At 65.3% G+C, this 16,051-nt stretch carries 17 protein-coding genes; 10 read left to right on the forward strand and 7 right to left on the reverse strand.

Annotation, left to right across the window (positions count from 1 at the left end):
* The first annotated feature begins 26 nt into the window (after positions 1 to 26).
* The 8 genes from QCE83_RS23715 (at position 27) to QCE83_RS23750 (ending at position 6,758) form a co-directional block, all read left to right on the forward strand.
* Positions 27 to 932, forward strand: a complete 906-nt coding sequence (locus tag QCE83_RS23715) for a LysR family transcriptional regulator (protein WP_309817036.1) — start codon at positions 27 to 29, stop codon at positions 930 to 932.
* Positions 933 to 1,089: 157 nt separating this feature from the next.
* A complete protein-coding gene (locus QCE83_RS23720; protein WP_309817039.1) occupies positions 1,090 to 2,394 on the forward strand; it encodes a dicarboxylate/amino acid:cation symporter in 1,305 nt (434 codons plus the stop codon).
* Positions 2,395 to 2,407: 13 nt separating this feature from the next.
* Positions 2,408 to 3,364, forward strand: coding sequence for an amino acid ABC transporter substrate-binding protein (locus QCE83_RS23725; RefSeq protein WP_309817043.1), 957 nt, complete (start codon positions 2,408 to 2,410; stop codon positions 3,362 to 3,364).
* 121 nt (positions 3,365 to 3,485) lie between these two features.
* Positions 3,486 to 4,745 (forward strand): hypothetical protein, encoded by a 1,260-nt coding sequence (locus QCE83_RS23730; RefSeq protein ID WP_309817047.1) that lies wholly within the window; start codon positions 3,486 to 3,488, stop codon positions 4,743 to 4,745.
* A 58-nt stretch (positions 4,746 to 4,803) separates the two neighbouring features.
* Positions 4,804 to 5,496, forward strand: coding sequence for an NAD(P)-binding domain-containing protein (locus tag QCE83_RS23735; protein WP_309817050.1), 693 nt, complete (start codon positions 4,804 to 4,806; stop codon positions 5,494 to 5,496).
* Between the two features lie 404 nt (positions 5,497 to 5,900).
* Positions 5,901 to 6,158, forward strand: coding sequence for a hypothetical protein (locus QCE83_RS23740; RefSeq protein ID WP_309817052.1), 258 nt, complete (start codon positions 5,901 to 5,903; stop codon positions 6,156 to 6,158).
* A gap of 43 nt (positions 6,159 to 6,201) precedes the next feature.
* Positions 6,202 to 6,459 carry a hypothetical protein gene (locus QCE83_RS23745; RefSeq protein WP_309817055.1) on the forward strand — a complete coding sequence of 86 codons (258 nt, stop codon included), beginning with the start codon at positions 6,202 to 6,204 and terminating at the stop codon, positions 6,457 to 6,459.
* A 41-nt stretch (positions 6,460 to 6,500) separates the two neighbouring features.
* Positions 6,501 to 6,758: a hypothetical protein gene (locus tag QCE83_RS23750; protein WP_309817058.1), complete on the forward strand. Its 258-nt coding sequence runs from the start codon at positions 6,501 to 6,503 to the stop codon at positions 6,756 to 6,758.
* Between the two features lie 91 nt (positions 6,759 to 6,849).
* On the opposite strand, the gene QCE83_RS23755 is transcribed toward QCE83_RS23750, so the two are convergent.
* The 5 genes from QCE83_RS23755 to QCE83_RS23775 all read right to left on the reverse strand — a co-directional run bounded on the left by QCE83_RS23755 (position 6,850) and on the right by QCE83_RS23775 (position 11,998).
* Positions 6,850 to 7,221, reverse strand: coding sequence for a BON domain-containing protein (locus tag QCE83_RS23755; RefSeq protein ID WP_309817061.1), 372 nt, complete (start codon positions 7,219 to 7,221; stop codon positions 6,850 to 6,852).
* A gap of 204 nt (positions 7,222 to 7,425) precedes the next feature.
* Entirely contained in the window at positions 7,426 to 8,973 is a 1,548-nt protein-coding gene (locus QCE83_RS23760; protein WP_309817063.1) for a DHA2 family efflux MFS transporter permease subunit, read from the reverse strand.
* A gap of 25 nt (positions 8,974 to 8,998) precedes the next feature.
* Positions 8,999 to 10,174: an HlyD family efflux transporter periplasmic adaptor subunit gene (locus QCE83_RS23765; RefSeq protein ID WP_309817066.1), complete on the reverse strand. Its 1,176-nt coding sequence runs from the start codon at positions 10,172 to 10,174 to the stop codon at positions 8,999 to 9,001.
* 30 nt (positions 10,175 to 10,204) lie between these two features.
* Positions 10,205 to 11,734, reverse strand: coding sequence for an efflux transporter outer membrane subunit (locus QCE83_RS23770; RefSeq protein WP_309817069.1), 1,530 nt, complete (start codon positions 11,732 to 11,734; stop codon positions 10,205 to 10,207).
* Positions 11,735 to 11,836: 102 nt separating this feature from the next.
* On the reverse strand, positions 11,837 to 11,998 hold the full coding sequence (locus QCE83_RS23775; RefSeq protein WP_309817072.1) for a hypothetical protein: 162 nt from the start codon (positions 11,996 to 11,998) through the stop codon (positions 11,837 to 11,839).
* A 475-nt stretch (positions 11,999 to 12,473) separates the two neighbouring features.
* Here QCE83_RS23775 and QCE83_RS23780 point away from each other — a divergent pair, with 475 nt between their 5' ends.
* On the forward strand, positions 12,474 to 12,749 hold the full coding sequence (locus QCE83_RS23780; RefSeq protein ID WP_309817074.1) for a hypothetical protein: 276 nt from the start codon (positions 12,474 to 12,476) through the stop codon (positions 12,747 to 12,749).
* Between the two features lie 60 nt (positions 12,750 to 12,809).
* Here the strand turns inward: QCE83_RS23780 and QCE83_RS23785 are convergent, their stop codons facing one another.
* Positions 12,810 to 14,267 carry a PLP-dependent aminotransferase family protein gene (locus tag QCE83_RS23785; RefSeq protein ID WP_309817075.1) on the reverse strand — a complete coding sequence of 486 codons (1,458 nt, stop codon included), beginning with the start codon at positions 14,265 to 14,267 and terminating at the stop codon, positions 12,810 to 12,812.
* Between the two features lie 87 nt (positions 14,268 to 14,354).
* Between QCE83_RS23785 and QCE83_RS23790 the strand changes: the two genes are divergently transcribed.
* Entirely contained in the window at positions 14,355 to 14,984 is a 630-nt protein-coding gene (locus QCE83_RS23790; RefSeq protein WP_309817078.1) for an FMN-binding negative transcriptional regulator, read from the forward strand.
* Positions 14,985 to 15,018: 34 nt separating this feature from the next.
* Here QCE83_RS23790 and QCE83_RS23795 read toward each other — a convergent pair whose 3' ends face one another.
* On the reverse strand, positions 15,019 to 16,050 hold the full coding sequence (locus QCE83_RS23795) for a porin (RefSeq protein ID WP_309817079.1): 1,032 nt from the start codon (positions 16,048 to 16,050) through the stop codon (positions 15,019 to 15,021).
* Position 16,051: the final 1 nt, after the last annotated feature.

Below are 16,051 nucleotides of genomic sequence, written 5' to 3' on the forward strand. Positions count from 1 at the left end.
AAACAACTCTGGTATCTGAAAATCAGATGACGTTCGACCTCACCCTGCGGCAATTGCGCTATTTCGTGGCCGCTGCGCAAACCGGGCAATTCTCGATGGCGGCCGCCAACCAGCACGTGTCGCAATCGGCGATCACCCACGCGGTGCAGGCGCTCGAAGACGCGCTCGGCACGAGGCTGTTCGAACGCCTGCCGCAGGGCGTCGCGCTGACGCCCGACGGTCAGGACTTCCACAATCACGCGCGCCGCGTGCTCGACGCCGCCCGCGACGCCATGCACAAGCCGCCGTTTCGTTCGCACGACATGCGCGGCGTCGCGCGCATCGCGGCCTCCTATACGCTGCTCGGCTATTTCCTGCCTGAGTTGCTGGCGCGTTTTCGCGCGACCTATCCGTTCATCGAATTCGATCTCCGCGACATGGAACGGGCGGACATCGAAACCGCGGTGGCGAACGGGGAGATCGATATCGGCGTGGTGCTGCTCTCCAACCTGGAACGCGCCAGCCGCTTTCACACGCAAGTGCTGATGCGCTCGCGCCGGCAGTTGTGGGTCGCGCCTTCGCATCCGCTCGCGCAGCAGGAGGCGGTGTCGCTGAAGGACATCGCCGCGCATCCGTACATCATGATTACCGTCGACGAAGGCGAGCACTCCACGATGCGCTACTGGCGCAAGAAGCGCATCGAGCCGGCGGTGGCCTTTCGCACGAGTTCGATGGAAGCGCTGCGCGGGCTCGTGGCGCACGGCTTCGGCGTCACGGTGCTGTCCGACATGGTGTTCCGGCCATGGTCGCTGGAAGGCAAGCGCATCGAGGCGCGGCCCGTGCACGACGTGATTCCCCACATGGAAGCCGGCATGATCTGGCGCAAGGGCGCCGCGCTGAACGGCCCCGCTACCGCATTGCAGCAGTTCCTGATCCATGCCTGCGGCGGCTGAAGTCGCCCGGACTTACCTGCATTCCGCTATTTTTTCGCAAGCGACGCCATTAAAAAGCCGCAGTAGAATTTGAGCAGTGCCGGAAATCTCGCATCGCCCGTTCCATCCGAAATTTGACATGCAATCTGATTGACATGCAAACCATGGAGGTTTGGAGATGAAGAAGAGTTCGTCCGCCGTCTGGATCCTGGTCGCGATGGTTATCGGCATCGGGCTTGGCTATATGGTCTTCACCAGCTTCCCAGACAAGAAAGCCGCGACCGAGATTGCCGGTTACATCTCCCTCGTTTCCGATGTCTTCTTGCGGCTGATCAAGATGCTGATCGGTCCACTCGTCTTCTCCACGCTGGTCGTCGGCATCGCGCACATGGGCGATGCCGCCTCGGTCGGACGCGTGTTCGCCAAGGCGCTCGCGTGGTTCGTCACCGCGTCGCTGGTCTCGCTGCTGCTCGGCCTGCTGATGTCCAACCTGCTGCGGCCCGGCGATAACCTCGGTCTGCCGCTGCCCGACATCGGCGCCTCCGCCAATCTCGCCACTTCCAAGTTCACGCTGAAGGACTTCGTCGGCCACATGGTGCCGCGTTCGTTCGCCGAATCGATGGCGAACAACGAGATCCTGCAGATCGTCGTGTTCTCGATGTTCTTCGGCGTCGCGCTTGCCGCGCTCGGAGAGAAAGGCAAGGTGCTGCTGGATGCCATCGACCAGCTCTCGCACGTGATGCTCAAGATCACCGGCTACGTGATGAAGCTCGCGCCGCTCGCGGTGCTCGCCGCGATGGCCGCGACCGTCGCGGTGAACGGGCTGTCGATCCTGATGAAGTTCGCCGTCTTCATGGCCGACTTCTATCTGAGCCTGTTCATCCTGTGGGGGCTGCTCGCGCTCGCGGGCTTCTTCTTCCTCGGGCGACGCGTGCTGAAGCTGCTGTCGCTCATCAAGGAAGCGTTCATGCTGTCATTCGCGACGGCGAGTTCGGAAGCCGCCTATCCGAAGATCCTCGACGCGCTCGACCGCTTCGGCGTGCGCCGCAAGATCTCGAGCTTCGTCATGCCGATGGGCTACTCGTTCAATCTCGACGGCTCGATGATGTACTGCACCTTCGCGTCGCTGTTCATCGCGCAGGCCTACAACATCCATCTGTCGCTGACCACGCAGCTCACCATGCTGCTGATCCTGATGCTGACGTCGAAGGGCATGGCAGGCGTGCCGCGCGCGTCGCTGGTCGTGATCGCGGCAACGCTCAATCAGTTCAACATTCCGGAAGCGGGCTTGCTGCTGATCCTGGGCGTCGATACCTTCCTCGACATGGGCCGCTCCGCGACCAATGCCGTGGGCAATTCCATCGCCAGCGCGGTGGTGGCGAAGTGGGAAGGCGAGTTGCTGTCGGAGCGGGACGCGGACGCCAATGCCGCGCGTATCGAAGCCGAACAGGACGCCTCGCTGGCGCATCCCGCCCAGGTCTGAAGAGGAGCGTCTCATGAAGATGCCGCGCTTCTGGACGTGCGCGGCGTGGGCTGCGCTCACGCTGTCCTGCGCCACGCACGCCGCCTACGCCGCCGATGACGACGTGCAGCCCGCGCGCCCCGTCAACGATCCCTACGCGCCCGCCACGCTGACCGGCACGCTCGCGAAGGTGCGCGACTCAGGCACCATCGCAATCGGTTATCGCGATGCGTCGGTGCCGTTCTCGTATCTCGATGCACGCCGCGCGCCCATCGGCTATTCCATCGAGCTGTGCAAGTCGCTGGTCGCGGCCATCGAAACGTCCATACACCGGACGCTCACGATTCGCTGGGTGCCGGTCACGCCGGATACGCGCATCGATGCCGTTGCCAGCGGCAAAGTGGACCTCGAATGCGGCTCGACCACCAGCAATCTCGCGCGTCAGCAGCGCGTGGCGTTCTCGCCGATCATCTTCGTCGCCGGCACCAAGGTGATGGTCCGCAAGGACGCGCCGATGAACTCGTTCCGCGATCTCGCGGGCAAGCGCGTCGCCGTGACGTCCGGCACCACCAATGAAGCCGCGCTGCGCGAACTCGACAAGAAGTTCCAGCTCGGCATCCATCTCCAGGTCGTACCGGATCATGCACAGGGCTTCGCGCAGGTCGCGGACGGCCAGGCCGATGCCTTCGCCACCGACGACGTCCTGCTCTACGGCCTGATCGCCGCGAACGCCGGCAAGGGCGGCGCCTACCGCGTGGCGGGCGATTATCTGTCGTATGAACCCTACGGCATCATGTTCCGCAAGGACGATCCGCAGCTCGCCCAAGTGGTGAAGGACACCTTCCAGGAACTCGCGGCCGACGGCGAGATCGAGCGCCAGTACAAGCGCTGGTTCCTGACGCGCCTGCCTTCAGGCACGAGCCTCGACATGCCGATGAGCGCGCAACTCGTGGGCATCATCGAAACGCTCGCGGGCGGCGAACGGCAGTAACCGCCGAACGCTTTCGCCCGGCAGTTCGAACCCGCCGAACCCCGCTTTCGTGCGCCGCCCTCTAGGCGGCGCATCCGTCTGTGACTACTTTTGACACAAATTTTCGTCACGGACCTTACTCATGAGCGCAAGCGAGCGCAACGTTTCGACCCTGGCCGGCTTGCTCGAAGCCGTATCGAACGCGGAAGTTCAACATATCGCCGTCACCGCCGACATCGCGGACATGCCCGGCTTCAGGCTGCTACCCGGCCAGACGCTGAGCGGCGCCGGCAGCGATGTGAAGCTGCACTTCGCGAAGGGCGAGGACGGCGTGCAACTGACCACGGACAATTGCGTCGCGCGCATCGAACTGAATGCCGATGCAGACCGGCGCGCCATTCATAACGACACGAGCGTGACGCGCCTCGGGCGCATCGACCTGCACGATCTCCGCACGCGCGGCGTGGTGCAGCTGCTCGCGCGCGACAACGTCCGCAGCGGCCATATCGCGGCGGAAAACATCGACATCATTGCGGCCGATGCGCGCGCCCACGCCACCCGGCACCGCGGCTATGGCGTCGAGGTAATCCCGGGCGTCTTCACCGTCTGGAACCAGCACGACGATCACTACGTGACCATCACGGCCGACCTCACGGCCGTCAGCGCCGGGCGCGGCGGCGCGCCGGTGAACGGCAGCGGTGTCTTCGTCGGCGGCGCGGGCGATGCCGGCGGCCAGCTGATCGTCGGCCGCATGGAGACGGGCGCCATTCACAGCGACGGCGGCATCGAACACGGCACGGCGGACCGCATTGCGGGCGGCGTGTTCGTTTCATCCGGCGCGTGCGTGGAGATCGTGCATAACCGCGGACCCGTGACGACCTACGGCGCGAACGACATGGTGCTGGACAACTGGGGCACCGTCGGCTCGTGGATCGCCGAGGAGAAGCTCACGTCCTACGGCCCCAGCGCCACCGGCTTCGTCAACTTCGGCACGCTGGGCATGTTGCGGACCCACGCGACCATCGAAACCTTCGGCTTCGGCGCGCGCGGCTTCAGCGACTACGACGGCACCGTGCAGCTCGCCGATATCGACCGCGTCGTCACGCATGCGGATGGCGCCGTCGGCATCCAGGTGAGCCGTCCGCTTGGCCTGCTGACGGTCCGGCGCGGCGTCGAGACGCATGGCGCGACGGGCGAGTCGATGGTGAAGGGCGTCGTCGTCACACTCGATGCCACGGCGCTCTGCATCCGCAACGGCGCCGCCGTGCGCAAGATCGCCGTCGATGGCGGGCTGCTCACGCACGGCCAGGGCGCCACGCCGCTCCGGCTGCACGGCAAGGTGGAGGACCTGCGCATCAGCGACGGCGCCGGAGCCATGGGCGGCGGCTTCGCAGCGGCGTGAGCAAGAACAACAGCGCCCGTGCGACGCGCGCAATCAGCATGGCGAGGGGAACCCAGGCATGAAAACGGCAATCATCGGTCTCGATCAGATCGGCGCCAACCTGTCGCGCAGTCTCGCGCTCGCAGGCGAGTCCATCCTGATCGCGGATCGCGATCACAGGAAGTCGCTGGCATTCGCGATGCAATGCAATGGCCGCGCGCGCGCCGTCAGTGTCAGCGAGGCGATCCGTCGTGCCGACATCGTGATTCCGTGCATTCGCTTCGGCGCCATCCAGGATCTGTTCGAGCGTTACCGCGAAGAGTTGAAGGGCAAGATCGTGGTCGATCCGTCGAATCCGATTGCGCCTGATGGCCAGGGCGGCGTCATGAAGATCGTTCCCGACGATGAATCGGCCGGCCAGATCCTCGCGGCGCTGATGCCGCCCGGCACGAAGTTCGTCAAGGCATTCGCATCGATCCGTCCAGAGTCGATGCACGCCGCTGCCAACCGCTGGCCCGATCCCGCCGTGTTGTTCTATGCCGCCGACGACCTCGCGGCCGGCGACGCCGTCGCCTATCTGATTGCGCTGAGCGGCTTCGTGCCGCTATGCGTGGGCGGCATCGACCAGTCGATCCGCATCGAGGCGTTCGGCGATCTGAGCGAGGCAGGCGGGCTCGGCAAGCTGGTTTCGTACTGGGAGGGCCGCGCGCTGCTGAAGGCGTCGCCGCGGCATGCATGCACCTCTGCGATGAAGGAGGCCAAGCCGGTCTAGACAATCCGAAAAAAGCGGAAGGGACTTCACAGAGCCGAACCGCACGCCTGCACGAAGAGCGCGTCTCTTCGTGGTTTGTGCCACGTCGTCTTCCTCCTCCGGAGGACTTGCCCGCTCCCCGAAGCGGGCTTTTTTTCGTGCGGCTTCGGGCAACCGGGCGCGCTGTTCGGCGCACGGCGACAGGTGATCGGCAGGCTGTCTCGCCGGACCCGACACCCGGCGCCAGCGCGCGCATGCTCAGGCGATGCATCAACGCATGATGAATTCAAAATGCATTAATACAATCAACGACTTAGGAAAAATCTCAAGCGCTGGCCTCGCGCCTGGCACGGCTCTCGCAAATGATGCTGCGAGCGCAACGAAACATGCTCAACCAACCCAACCAGCCATCCAGGAGATTCATCATGTTGAAGATCGACAACCTCGCCGTCAGCAAAGAACTCGACCGTGCCGAAATGGGCGCCATCGTCGGCGGCAGCGTGTTCCAGAACAACGCCATCAACGCCAACCTGCAAGCCGCCGGCGTGTCCTTCGCCAGCCCGCAGACCAACGTCGCGCCCGTCACGCAAGTCGACGCCTCGCAGCACCTCGACCTCGACGTGAAGTCGATCACGAAGTCGGTCGGCGCACTCGGCAGCGCGCTGGGCGGCATCGCGCTCTGATCCGCACGCTTCCCATCCCAACCACGCCATCAGGAGACCCGTCATGTTGAAGATCGACAACCTCGCCGTCCACAAGGACCTCGACCGTGCCGAAATGCGCGCCATCGCAGGTGGTTTCAGCATCATGCAGAACAACGGCATCAATGCGAACACCCAAAGCGGCGTCTCGTTCGCAAGCCCGCAAATCAACGTGGCGCCCGTGACCCAGGTCGATGCCTCGCAATACACGAAGCTCGATCTGACCAACGTGACGAAGTCCCTCGATTCCCTCGGCAGCCTGCTGCAGGGCGTCAAATTCTGATTCACCTGTTGAAGACCACTCTCATCTCAAGGAGCATCATCATGTTGAAGATCGACAATCTCGCAGTCAGCAAGGAACTGGACCGTGCCGAAATGAGCGCCATCGCCGGCGGCAGCGTGTTCCAGAACAACGGCATCAACGCCAACGCGCAAATCGGCGGCGTGTCCTTCGGCAGCGCACAGACCAACGTCGCGCCGGTCACGCAAGTCGATGCGTCCAACCACACAAACCTCGACGTGAAGAACATCACGAAATCGGTCAGCGCGGTGGGCAGCCTGATCGGCGGCATGGCGCTGTAAGGCGGGACGTCACGCGGGGAGAAGGAACCAGGACGACTGTCTCCTTCTCCCCCTCTGCTTTACCGCTTCAACGCTTCAACGCTTCACCGGGTCATTGCCCGCCTTCCTGGATCGTCAGCGAGTTCTTCACCGAGCGCACGCCGCTCACCCCCTTGGCGATCGACGTGGCCTGATCGATCTGGGTCGCATCCTGCGCATAACCCGCCAGCGTGATCGCGCCGTTCTTCGCAATCACGTTCATGCCGACCACATCCACCCCGCCTTTCTGCAGCGCCTGCGTCACCTTCCTGCTGAGCGCGCGATTGGCCTGGCGCATCGCCTTCTTCGAGGTGCCGGCGCTTGCCGAGGGTGCGCCGGACTGACCCGCTGCCGCGCCGGAATCGCTGGTCTGCGACCACGCGCTGACCGATGCAACGAGCACCACTGCCACGCCTGCCAGCCTGAGCATCTGAATCAGTTTCATTGTCGAGCTCCTGTCCTTGAGGCCACGCTTGAGGTCATGATTGAGGTCATGTTCGAGACCACGATGGGCCGCGCCGTTTCATCAGGGCGCGCCTCGAATCATTCTAGTCGGAGCCTTGCAGGATGAAAGTCGAACTTGCACGCCTTCTTGCCGGAAAGCGCGCTGCAAGACACGCCTTCAGGTCTGATCAAAGCACGGCGTGCCTCAGTGCGCGATGACCGTCGTATCGCCGGCCTTGTCGGGCTTCGTGATCCAGATCAGCGGAATGATCGCGATCATGACGATGGCCGCGCCGTAGAACACGTCGTCGAGGCCGAGCATCGCCGATTGCGTCTGCACCGTACTTTCGAACAGTGCGTACGACGCTCCCTGGCCGATGCCGAGCAGCGAGTGATAGGCCTGCATCTGCGCGCTGAAGAGCGGGTTGTTCGGGCTGGAGTGCTGGGTCAGGATGGCGTGATGCAGGATCGTGCGGTCGTTCCACACGACGCTCGCCAGCGACGTGCCGATGCCGCCGCCCAGCGTGCGCGCGAAGGTGGAGAGGCCGGCTGCGGCCGGTACTTTTTCCGGCGGCTGTCCGGACAGGATGATGACCGTCAGCGGCGCGAAGAACAGCGCCATCGGGATGCCTTGCAGCAGCGTGGGCAGCACGATGTAGTCCTCGCTCAACTGGACATAGAAGAACGAGCGCATGTAGTACACGATCGCGAAGCCGATGAACGCGAACGTGCCGATCACGCGCGCGTCCGAGCCTGGCAGCATGCGTCCCACGAGCGGCGTGCCGATCACCGCGAAGATGCCGAGCGGCGCGGTGGCGAGGCCCGCATCCACCGCGCGATAGCCGAGATAGTCCTGCATCCACTGCGGCAGCAGGACGAGCGTGCCGAAAAAGATCGCGTAGGCAATCGAAATCGAAATGGTGCCGCCGAGGAAGTTGCGCTGCCTGAAGAGCGTCAGGTCGACGATCGGATTGGGGTCGGTCAGCTCCCAGACCACGAACAACGAGAACCCCACCACCGCGCAGATGCACAGCACGACGATCGTGCCCGACGAGAACCAGTCGAGGTCCTGCCCCTTGTCGAGCATCACCTGCAGGGATGCGACCCACAGGATCAGCAGCACGAGTCCGACCACATCGACCGGCAGCTTGTGCACCGGCGTATCGCGGCGGCGATAGATCATCCATACCGTCGCGGCCGCGAACAGGCCGACCGGCACGTTGATGAAGAAGATCCACGACCAGCTGAAGCTGTCCGTCACCCAGCCGCCCAGCGCGGGGCCGACGATCGGGCCGGTCACGACCACCATCGAGAACAGCGAGAGCGCGAACGACGACTTCGCCTTCGGCCATGAACTGAGCAGCAACGCCTGCGACATCGGGATCAACGGCCCGGCGACCGCGCCTTGCAGCACGCGCGCAAGCAGCAGCACCGGAAAGGTCGGCGCCATGCCGCACAGCCACGACGCGAGCGTGAACAGCAGGATCGCGGTGACGAACAGGCGCACCTGTCCGACCCGCGCCGTGAGCCAGCCCGTCAGCGGAATCGAGATGGCGTTGGCCGCGGAAAACACCGTGATGACCCAGGTGCCCTGATCGCCGGACACGCCGAGGTTGCCTGAGATGGTCGGAATGGCGACGTTGGCGATCGACGAATCGAGCACCGTCATGAAGCCTGCGAGGCCCACGCTGAATGAGCCGAGCGCGAGCGTCGCGCCCGTCAGCGGAGGAAGTTCCGTGGAGTCCTTGGACATGGGATCGTCGAAGCTCGGGCGGGGATTATTTGTTGTGGGCGACGATGCGTGCGATCGCGGCTTCGGCCTCGTCGCCGTAGCGGGCGAAGACGTCGGTGCGGTCCGCGGCGCCGGACGCCGCGAGCACCGGCATCGTCGAGACTTGCGCGCCCGCCGTGTTCTTCACGTCGACGTCCGCGTTCATCGAAAGTCCCACGCGCAACGGGTGCTTGCGCAGCTCCTCCGCCGGAATGCCGATGCGCACCGCCAGCCGCTGCACGATCTTGATCCAGTTGCCGGTCGCGTTCTGCGCCGGCAGCAGCGCGAGCGCCGAGCCGGTGCCGGGCGTGACGCCCACCACCTTGCCGTGATAGACGACCGAGGAGCCGTAGACATCGGCGGTCAGGTCCACTGCCTGACCCATGCGGATGTGACGCAGCTGCCCTTCCTTGAAGTTGGCGTCGACCCACACCTGATCGAGCGGCACGATCGACATCAGCGGCATGCCGGGCGAAACGCGCTGCCCGACCTGCACCGACCGTTGCGCGACATAGCCGGTCACCGGGGCGGGCAAGGTAGTGCGCGCATAGCCGAGCCAGGCGTCGCGCACGCGCGTGGCGCTCGACAGCACGTCGGGATGATCTTCGATCGTCGTGTTGGCCGTCAGCGCGAGATTGGCGTTCAACTGCTGCCGGGCGGCGTCGAGCGCGGCTTGCGCGGACACGACCGCCTCGCGCGCATGCGCGACGTCTTCCTGCGAAACGGCGCCGCTCGTGCCGGTATCCAGGCGCCGCCGCAGATCGGCCTGTGCCTTGGCGAGATCCGACTGGCGTTGCTCGATCTGGGCGCGATACCGGTCGTTGTCCACATACAGGCCGCGCGTGCGGCGCACCGTCTGCCCGAGGTCGGCTTCCGCCTGCTTCAGCGCGATGCGCGCATCGGCCGGATCGATCTGCACGACCGTGTCGCCCACGCTCACGAGCTGGGTGTCGTCGGCATTGACCGCGATCACCGTGCCCGAGGTCTGCGGCGTGATCTGCACGATGTTGCCGTCCACATAGGCATCGTCGGTCTCGATGTGATAGCGCGCGACCAGCAGGTAGTAGACGCCCCAGCCGATGCCCGCCAGCACGGCCACGGCAAGGATCAGCGTCAGCAGCCACTTGCGGCGCGCGGCTTTGACGGGCGGCCCGGCGGGCGCCGGTGACGCGGGAAAGTTCATCGATAGCTCCGGCAAGACTCGAAAATGCGGTTATTCCTGGCTCGGCCGCGGGGCAGGAATCAGTGTCGTGGGTGTCGTGGGCGTGGCGGGCGTCGTCGCCGCGAGGGCTGCATCGGAGCCGTCGAAACCGCCGCCCATCGCCCGGATCAGCGCGATCTGCATGCTGCGGCGGCTCATCTCCAGCGTGACGACCGTGATGGCGGCGGCGAGCCGGTTGTCGTCGGCATCGAGCAGCTGCAACTGCGCAATCAGTCCCGCCCGGTAGCGCACCAGCGCAAGCTCCCAAGCCTTGGTCTGCGCACTCAGTGCGCGGCGCGCCTCCACCAGTTGCGCGTCCGCCGAACGGATCTGCGCGACCTGGGTTGCCACGTCCGACAGCGCATTGACGAGCGTCTGGTTGTAGGACGCGACGTCATAGTCGAAGTCGGCGTAGCGGCCCTTCAACTGGGCGCGCAAGGCGCCGGCGTCGAAGATCGGCAGATGGATGGCCGGCGCGAACTGGATCGCGCCGCTCTGCGCGGTCAGGAATTGCCCCCAGCCGAAGGCGTCGAGCCCGGCCACCGCGGACAGGTTGATGTCGGGGAAGAACTCGGCCTTCGCTTCCTTCACGTTCTGCATGTCGGCATCGACCTGCCAGTACGCGGCAACGATGTCCGGACGGCGCGACAACAGATCGGCCGGCAGGTTGTCGGGCAGCATGATCGGCTCGCCCGTTCCTAGCGACGGCCGCGCGATGCTCAAGCCGCGATCCGGACCCGCGCCGAGCAAGGCGGCGAGCTGATAGCGGGTCGCGACGATCTGGCCGTCGAGACTCTTGACGTTGGTGCGCGTGGTCGCCGTTTCGCCTTCGGCGGTCTGCCGCTCGACGTCGGTATCAAGTCCCGCCGTGACGCGCCGATCCGTGATCCGGCCGATGTCCTGACGGTTCTGCACCTCGCTGGCCTGGAGGTCGTGCAGCGCATAGAGACGCGCGAGGTCGTTGTAGGTGCTCGCCACCGACGCCGCGAGCGTGATGCGCGCCAGTTGCGCCTCGGCGTCCGCCATTTTTTGCTGCGACACGGCCTGGCGCACGCGGTCGCGATTCTTGCCCCACAGATCGAGATCCCACGACGCGCTCAGGAGCGCCGTGTTCTCGCTTTGCCAGGTGCCGCCATAGGGCGGCGGATAGAAGGTGTTCAGCGTGTAGCGTTGCCGGCTCCATTGATAGCTGCTGGTCACGTTCGGAGCCAGCCCGGCACGCGCGCCGCCGACCACCGACACCGCCTTGTCGATGCGGCTGCGCGCCTGCTCGATCGTCGGCGCGCCCTTCAGCGCTTCGTCGATCAGTTGCGGCAATTGTGGATCGCCGAACTGCGCGGCCCAGTCCATCGCGGGCCATGCGCCGCGCTCGGCGGGCAGGCTGGCGGCGGTCTCGTAGTGCGCTGCCGGCGCGATCTGCTTGTCGCTGCCGATGCCCATGTAGTTGACGCAGCCGGCCAGGCTCAGCGCCGCGACCGAGGCGGGCCATGCGGACCATGTGGGCAGGCGCCGCCGCCACTGCTTCCTGAGAGGGTCGTTCATGTGTCCAGCCCGACTGCGCGTGATCGCTTCCTGAAGAACAAGGGCATGGGCGCGACGATTCCTTCGATGGGAGGTGACGAGCGGGTCGCGCTAAACGGTTCGCTAGGCGGATTCCGCGATGCCATGACGGCGTCTCTGCAACGGAAACAGATGGATTCCCGCGCGATTGCCGCGGGCCGTATCGACCACGCAATCCGCGTAGTCATCGAAGTTGGTCGTGATCAGCCCACGGCCTTTCTGCGATGTTCCGGCAAACGCCAACATCGATAACATCGACCCCCCGATGAGGATCGAAACCGTTATCGTCACTGCTCGATTCATGACAGCCACTGTTGAAGAAGTTGATGGTCGATGACGCCTCTGCCTCGACCTCTTCGGATATCGAAGCGTTGAATGAGGCGTCCGGACGGTTCGAAGCATAGTCCGGGCATGTCGGCCGGAACAGAGCGCGGCGGATGAATCGACGGTTCGACGCCATCGAACGGCGGCGCGGGAGCCAATTCCGCAATCGTTGGTCTACCGCCGACACATTGAGGCTTACCGTTTCATCGGCGCCGACAGCACGCGGCCAGCCGAGATGCTTTCGCAGCCCGGATCAAACCCCGCTCAGGCTTGCGGCACAAGGCTCCGGCGTGTTTTTAAGATTGCGTGCGCGCTCCTGGCACACCTCTCGCATAAGTAGGTGCGAGCGCAACGATTGGTGCTCAACCAACCCACCGAACCATCCAGGAGACTTACCATGCTGAAGATCGACAACCTCGCCGTGACCAAGGACCTCGACCGTGCCGAAATGGGCGCCATCGTCGGCGGCACCATTTTCGGAAGCGGCACCATCTTCCAGAACAACGGCATCAACGCCAACGGCCAGGTGGGCGGCGTGTCGTTCGCGAGCCCGCAAACCAACGTGGCTCCCGTCACGCAAGTCGATGCCTCGACCCACACCGACGTCGATCTGACCAACGTCACGAAGCAGCTCACCGCCGTGGGCAGCGCGCTGGGCGGCATGAAGCTGTAGGCATCGCCGGGCAGCACACGAGGAGAAGGCACGCACGCGTGTCCTTCTCCTTTTTTGTTTTCAGAGTTCGAACGCTTTGACGACCTGCCCCAGCGTCGAAATGCCTCGATGGATCTCGTCGACGGTCAGGCTTGCATAACCGAGCATCAAACCCGCGACGCGGGCAGACGCCGCGCGACGCGCACTCGCGAACAGCGGCGACACCAGATAAACGCCGACCCCGGCTTCGTGTGCCGCGGCGACCAGCGCGGGCTCGTCGGCGGGTCGCAGCGACGGCAGCCACAGCAGCACATGCAGTCCCGCGGCCGTGCCCGCCACGCGCGCGTCGGCAGGCAAGGACGCGGCGATGGCGTCCAGCAGCGCCGCGCGCCGCCGCTCGTACTCGCGACGCATGCGGCGCACATGCCGTTCGTACGCGCCGCTTTCGATCAACGACGCCAGCACGCGCTGTTCGAGCACCGGCGCGTGACGGTCGCTCAGACGCTTGGCCTGCCTGAACACGTTCACCAGCGCATCCGGCAGCACCAGATAGCCGAGCCGCAGATGCGGCGACAACGCCTTAGAGAACGTGCCGATATAGATCACGCGGCCGCTTGAATCGATGGACTGGAGCGCATCGATCGGACGCTGGCCATAGCGAAATTCGCCGTCGTAGTCGTCTTCGATCACCCACGCTTCGTGTGCCTGCGCCCATTGCAGCAGGCCGAGCCGGCGCCCCACCGGCAGCACCCCGCCGAGCGGAAACTGATGCGAAGGCGTCACGTAGACCAGCCGCGCGCCGTCTGCGGGCAGGCGGCGCGTGTCGAGGCCGAAGTCATCGACGGGCACCGGCACGGGGCGCCCGCCGGCCGCCTCGAAACTATGCCGCGCAATCAGATAACCGGGATCCTCGAAGGCGAAGGCATCGCCGGGATCGAGCAGCAGCCGCGCGCACAAGTCGATGCCCTGCTGCGCGCCGCTCACGATCAGGATGCGTCCGGCGTCGCAAACCAGCCCCCGCGCGCGCCGCAAATACGTCTGCAATGCGCGGCGCAGCGCGGCGTCGCCTTCGGGCGGCACGTAGTAGAGACTGTCCTGCTGACGCAGCAACTCGGCTTGCCAGGCGCGCCGCCAGAGCTGCGCCGGAAATTCGCGCGCGGCCACCGCGCCATACAGGAAGTGGATGCCGCCCGGCGCGGGAGGCGGGAGCGGCGGCGTCGCGATGCCGGCCACGCGCCGTCCGAAGCCCGACAGCACCGGCGCGCGCACCGACGAACGCGGCACGCGCGCCACGGCGGGCGCCACGGGCGGACTCGCGACCCGCGCCGCGCGTCCCGCCGACGTGAGCACGAAGCCCTCCGCCGCGAGCTGCTCATAGACGGCGGTCACGGTGGTGCGCGAGACCGCGAGGTCCGCCGCCAGCGCGCGGGTCGAAGGCAGGCGGGCGCCTGCGGGCAACGTGCCGTCGGCCATCTGGGCGCGCAGCATGTCGTAGATGCGCCGGCTGATTCCGGCACCCGGTTCGCCAAACTGGCCCATGCGAATTCATCAAAACTGGATCTTCTCATTGTGCCTGTTTCACGCGAGAGTGTCGTCTTCCGCACCTGCCCCGTTCGAGGACTCACGATGTACATTCCGCCGCACTTCGCCGTCACGCGTCCCGACGAACTGCATCGCATCATCCAGGCGCATCCGCTCGGCATGCTCGTCACGCATGACGCAACCGGGCTGGATGCGAACCACATTCCCTTCGAGTTCGATCCGGACATCGGCACGCATGGACTGCTGACGGCGCACGTCGCGCGCGCCAACGACATCTGGCAGCGCTGCCCTACCGGCACGCCGGTGATGGTGGTCTTCCGGGGCGCGCAGGCCTACATCTCGCCGAACTGGTATCCGAGCAAGCACGAGGCGCACAAGCAGGTGCCGACCTGGAACTACGAAGTGGTCCACGCGCACGGCACGCTGACGATCCGCGACGACGAACGCTTCCTGCGCGGCATCGTGGCGCGGCTGACGCGCCGTCATGAAACGAACGAACCCGCGCCGTGGAAGATGGGCGACGCGCCGGCCGATTTCATCGAAGGCATGCTGCGCAATATCGTCGGAATCGAGATTGCGCTGACCTCGCTGGTGGGCAAGTCCAAGCTCAGTCAGAACAAGGAAGCGCGCGACCGCGAAGGCGCCGCCGACGCACTCGCCGCGCGCGAACACGACGAACTCGCCGAACAGATGCGCCGCGCCGGTCAGGCTTGAGTCGCAACGGGGCGTTTTTTTTTGATGGCCTGTGTCAGAAGCGCTCGATCATGCCCAGCTGCACACCGCGTATCGGCGCGCCGGGATAAGCCGCCGGCAAGCCGACCACGTTCACGCCGCGCAGCGTGAACGTCGCGTCGCTCCGATTGCGCAGCAACGCGCCGCTCGCGTACAGCAGCAACGCCGGCGACACATCGTATTCACACGCGAGGCTGAACTGGTCCGCATCGTTGTCGCCGCCCGAGCGGTCGCGCGCGAACGCGTAGCCCAGCGATGCACGCAAGCGCGGCGAAAACGCATAGCGCATCGATACCGACACGCCGTCGTCGTGATAGCGCGGCGTGCCGCCGTCGCCGTTGAAGTACGCAAGGAAAGCCGTGGCATGGCCGAAGCGATACGACACGCCGCCGAGATTCGAACGCAACGCGCCGCTGCCGTTGGTCTGCTGATGCGCATACGAGACCCGGAACGGGCCGTTGCGATACGCAAAGGTTTCATACGAGCCGCCGAGGCCGTTGCCGTCGCCGGTGTCGCGCAATGCGAGCATCAGCGTGGTCGTAAAGCCGTGGAAGTCCGGCGACAGATACGCGATGCCATTGTCCGTATAGGGCGTGATCTTCGACAGGTTGTTGAGCCCTGATGCAATCGTGCCCGCGCCGAACGCGTCGAGCCCGCCCTTGAACGGAATATAGATCGGCGAATACTGGCGGCCCATGCGCAGTTCGCCCCACGGCGCGCCAACGCCGATCCACGCCTGCCGGTTGAAGATCGTGTTGGCGGTGGCGAAGGTGCCGTCGGCCGAGCTGAAGCCGCTTTCCAGATCGAACAGCAGGCGCGTGTCGCCGCCCAGCGCCTCCGACCCGCGCATGCCGAAGCGCGAGCCGCGATACGCGCCCGAATCCATGCGCGGCGTCCATGAGGAACCGGGATCGGTGACTTCGATGCTGGTGTCGATCACGCCATAGAGCGTGACGCTGCTCTGCGCGTGCACTGCGCCACAGGAGAGCAAGACGGCGAGTGAGAGAAAGGAATATCGGATTGCGCGGGCGGTTCGGTTCGGCACCATC

This window comes from Caballeronia sp. LZ034LL (assembly GCF_031451215.1).
Classification (GTDB): Bacteria; Pseudomonadota; Gammaproteobacteria; order Burkholderiales; family Burkholderiaceae; genus Caballeronia.

Bases quoted from the DNA above. Each gene is read 5' to 3' on its own strand.
- QCE83_RS23715 (WP_309817036.1), top strand. From the start codon at position 27: ATGACGTTCGACCTCACCCTGCGGCAATTGCGCTATTTCGTGGCCGCT.
- QCE83_RS23720 (WP_309817039.1), top strand. From the start codon at position 1,090: ATGAAGAAGAGTTCGTCCGCCGTCTGGATCCTGGTCGCGATGGTTATC.
- QCE83_RS23725 (WP_309817043.1), top strand. From the start codon at position 2,408: ATGAAGATGCCGCGCTTCTGGACGTGCGCGGCGTGGGCTGCGCTCACG.
- QCE83_RS23730 (WP_309817047.1), top strand. From the start codon at position 3,486: ATGAGCGCAAGCGAGCGCAACGTTTCGACCCTGGCCGGCTTGCTCGAA.
- QCE83_RS23735 (WP_309817050.1), top strand. From the start codon at position 4,804: ATGAAAACGGCAATCATCGGTCTCGATCAGATCGGCGCCAACCTGTCG.
- QCE83_RS23740 (WP_309817052.1), top strand. From the start codon at position 5,901: ATGTTGAAGATCGACAACCTCGCCGTCAGCAAAGAACTCGACCGTGCC.
- QCE83_RS23745 (WP_309817055.1), top strand. From the start codon at position 6,202: ATGTTGAAGATCGACAACCTCGCCGTCCACAAGGACCTCGACCGTGCC.
- QCE83_RS23750 (WP_309817058.1), top strand. From the start codon at position 6,501: ATGTTGAAGATCGACAATCTCGCAGTCAGCAAGGAACTGGACCGTGCC.
- QCE83_RS23755 (WP_309817061.1), bottom strand. From the start codon at position 7,221: ATGAAACTGATTCAGATGCTCAGGCTGGCAGGCGTGGCAGTGGTGCTC.
- QCE83_RS23760 (WP_309817063.1), bottom strand. From the start codon at position 8,973: ATGTCCAAGGACTCCACGGAACTTCCTCCGCTGACGGGCGCGACGCTC.
- QCE83_RS23765 (WP_309817066.1), bottom strand. From the start codon at position 10,174: ATGAACTTTCCCGCGTCACCGGCGCCCGCCGGGCCGCCCGTCAAAGCC.
- QCE83_RS23770 (WP_309817069.1), bottom strand. From the start codon at position 11,734: ATGAACGACCCTCTCAGGAAGCAGTGGCGGCGGCGCCTGCCCACATGG.
- QCE83_RS23775 (WP_309817072.1), bottom strand. From the start codon at position 11,998: ATGTTGGCGTTTGCCGGAACATCGCAGAAAGGCCGTGGGCTGATCACG.
- QCE83_RS23780 (WP_309817074.1), top strand. From the start codon at position 12,474: ATGCTGAAGATCGACAACCTCGCCGTGACCAAGGACCTCGACCGTGCC.
- QCE83_RS23785 (WP_309817075.1), bottom strand. From the start codon at position 14,267: ATGGGCCAGTTTGGCGAACCGGGTGCCGGAATCAGCCGGCGCATCTAC.
- QCE83_RS23790 (WP_309817078.1), top strand. From the start codon at position 14,355: ATGTACATTCCGCCGCACTTCGCCGTCACGCGTCCCGACGAACTGCAT.
- QCE83_RS23795 (WP_309817079.1), bottom strand. From the start codon at position 16,050: ATGGTGCCGAACCGAACCGCCCGCGCAATCCGATATTCCTTTCTCTCA.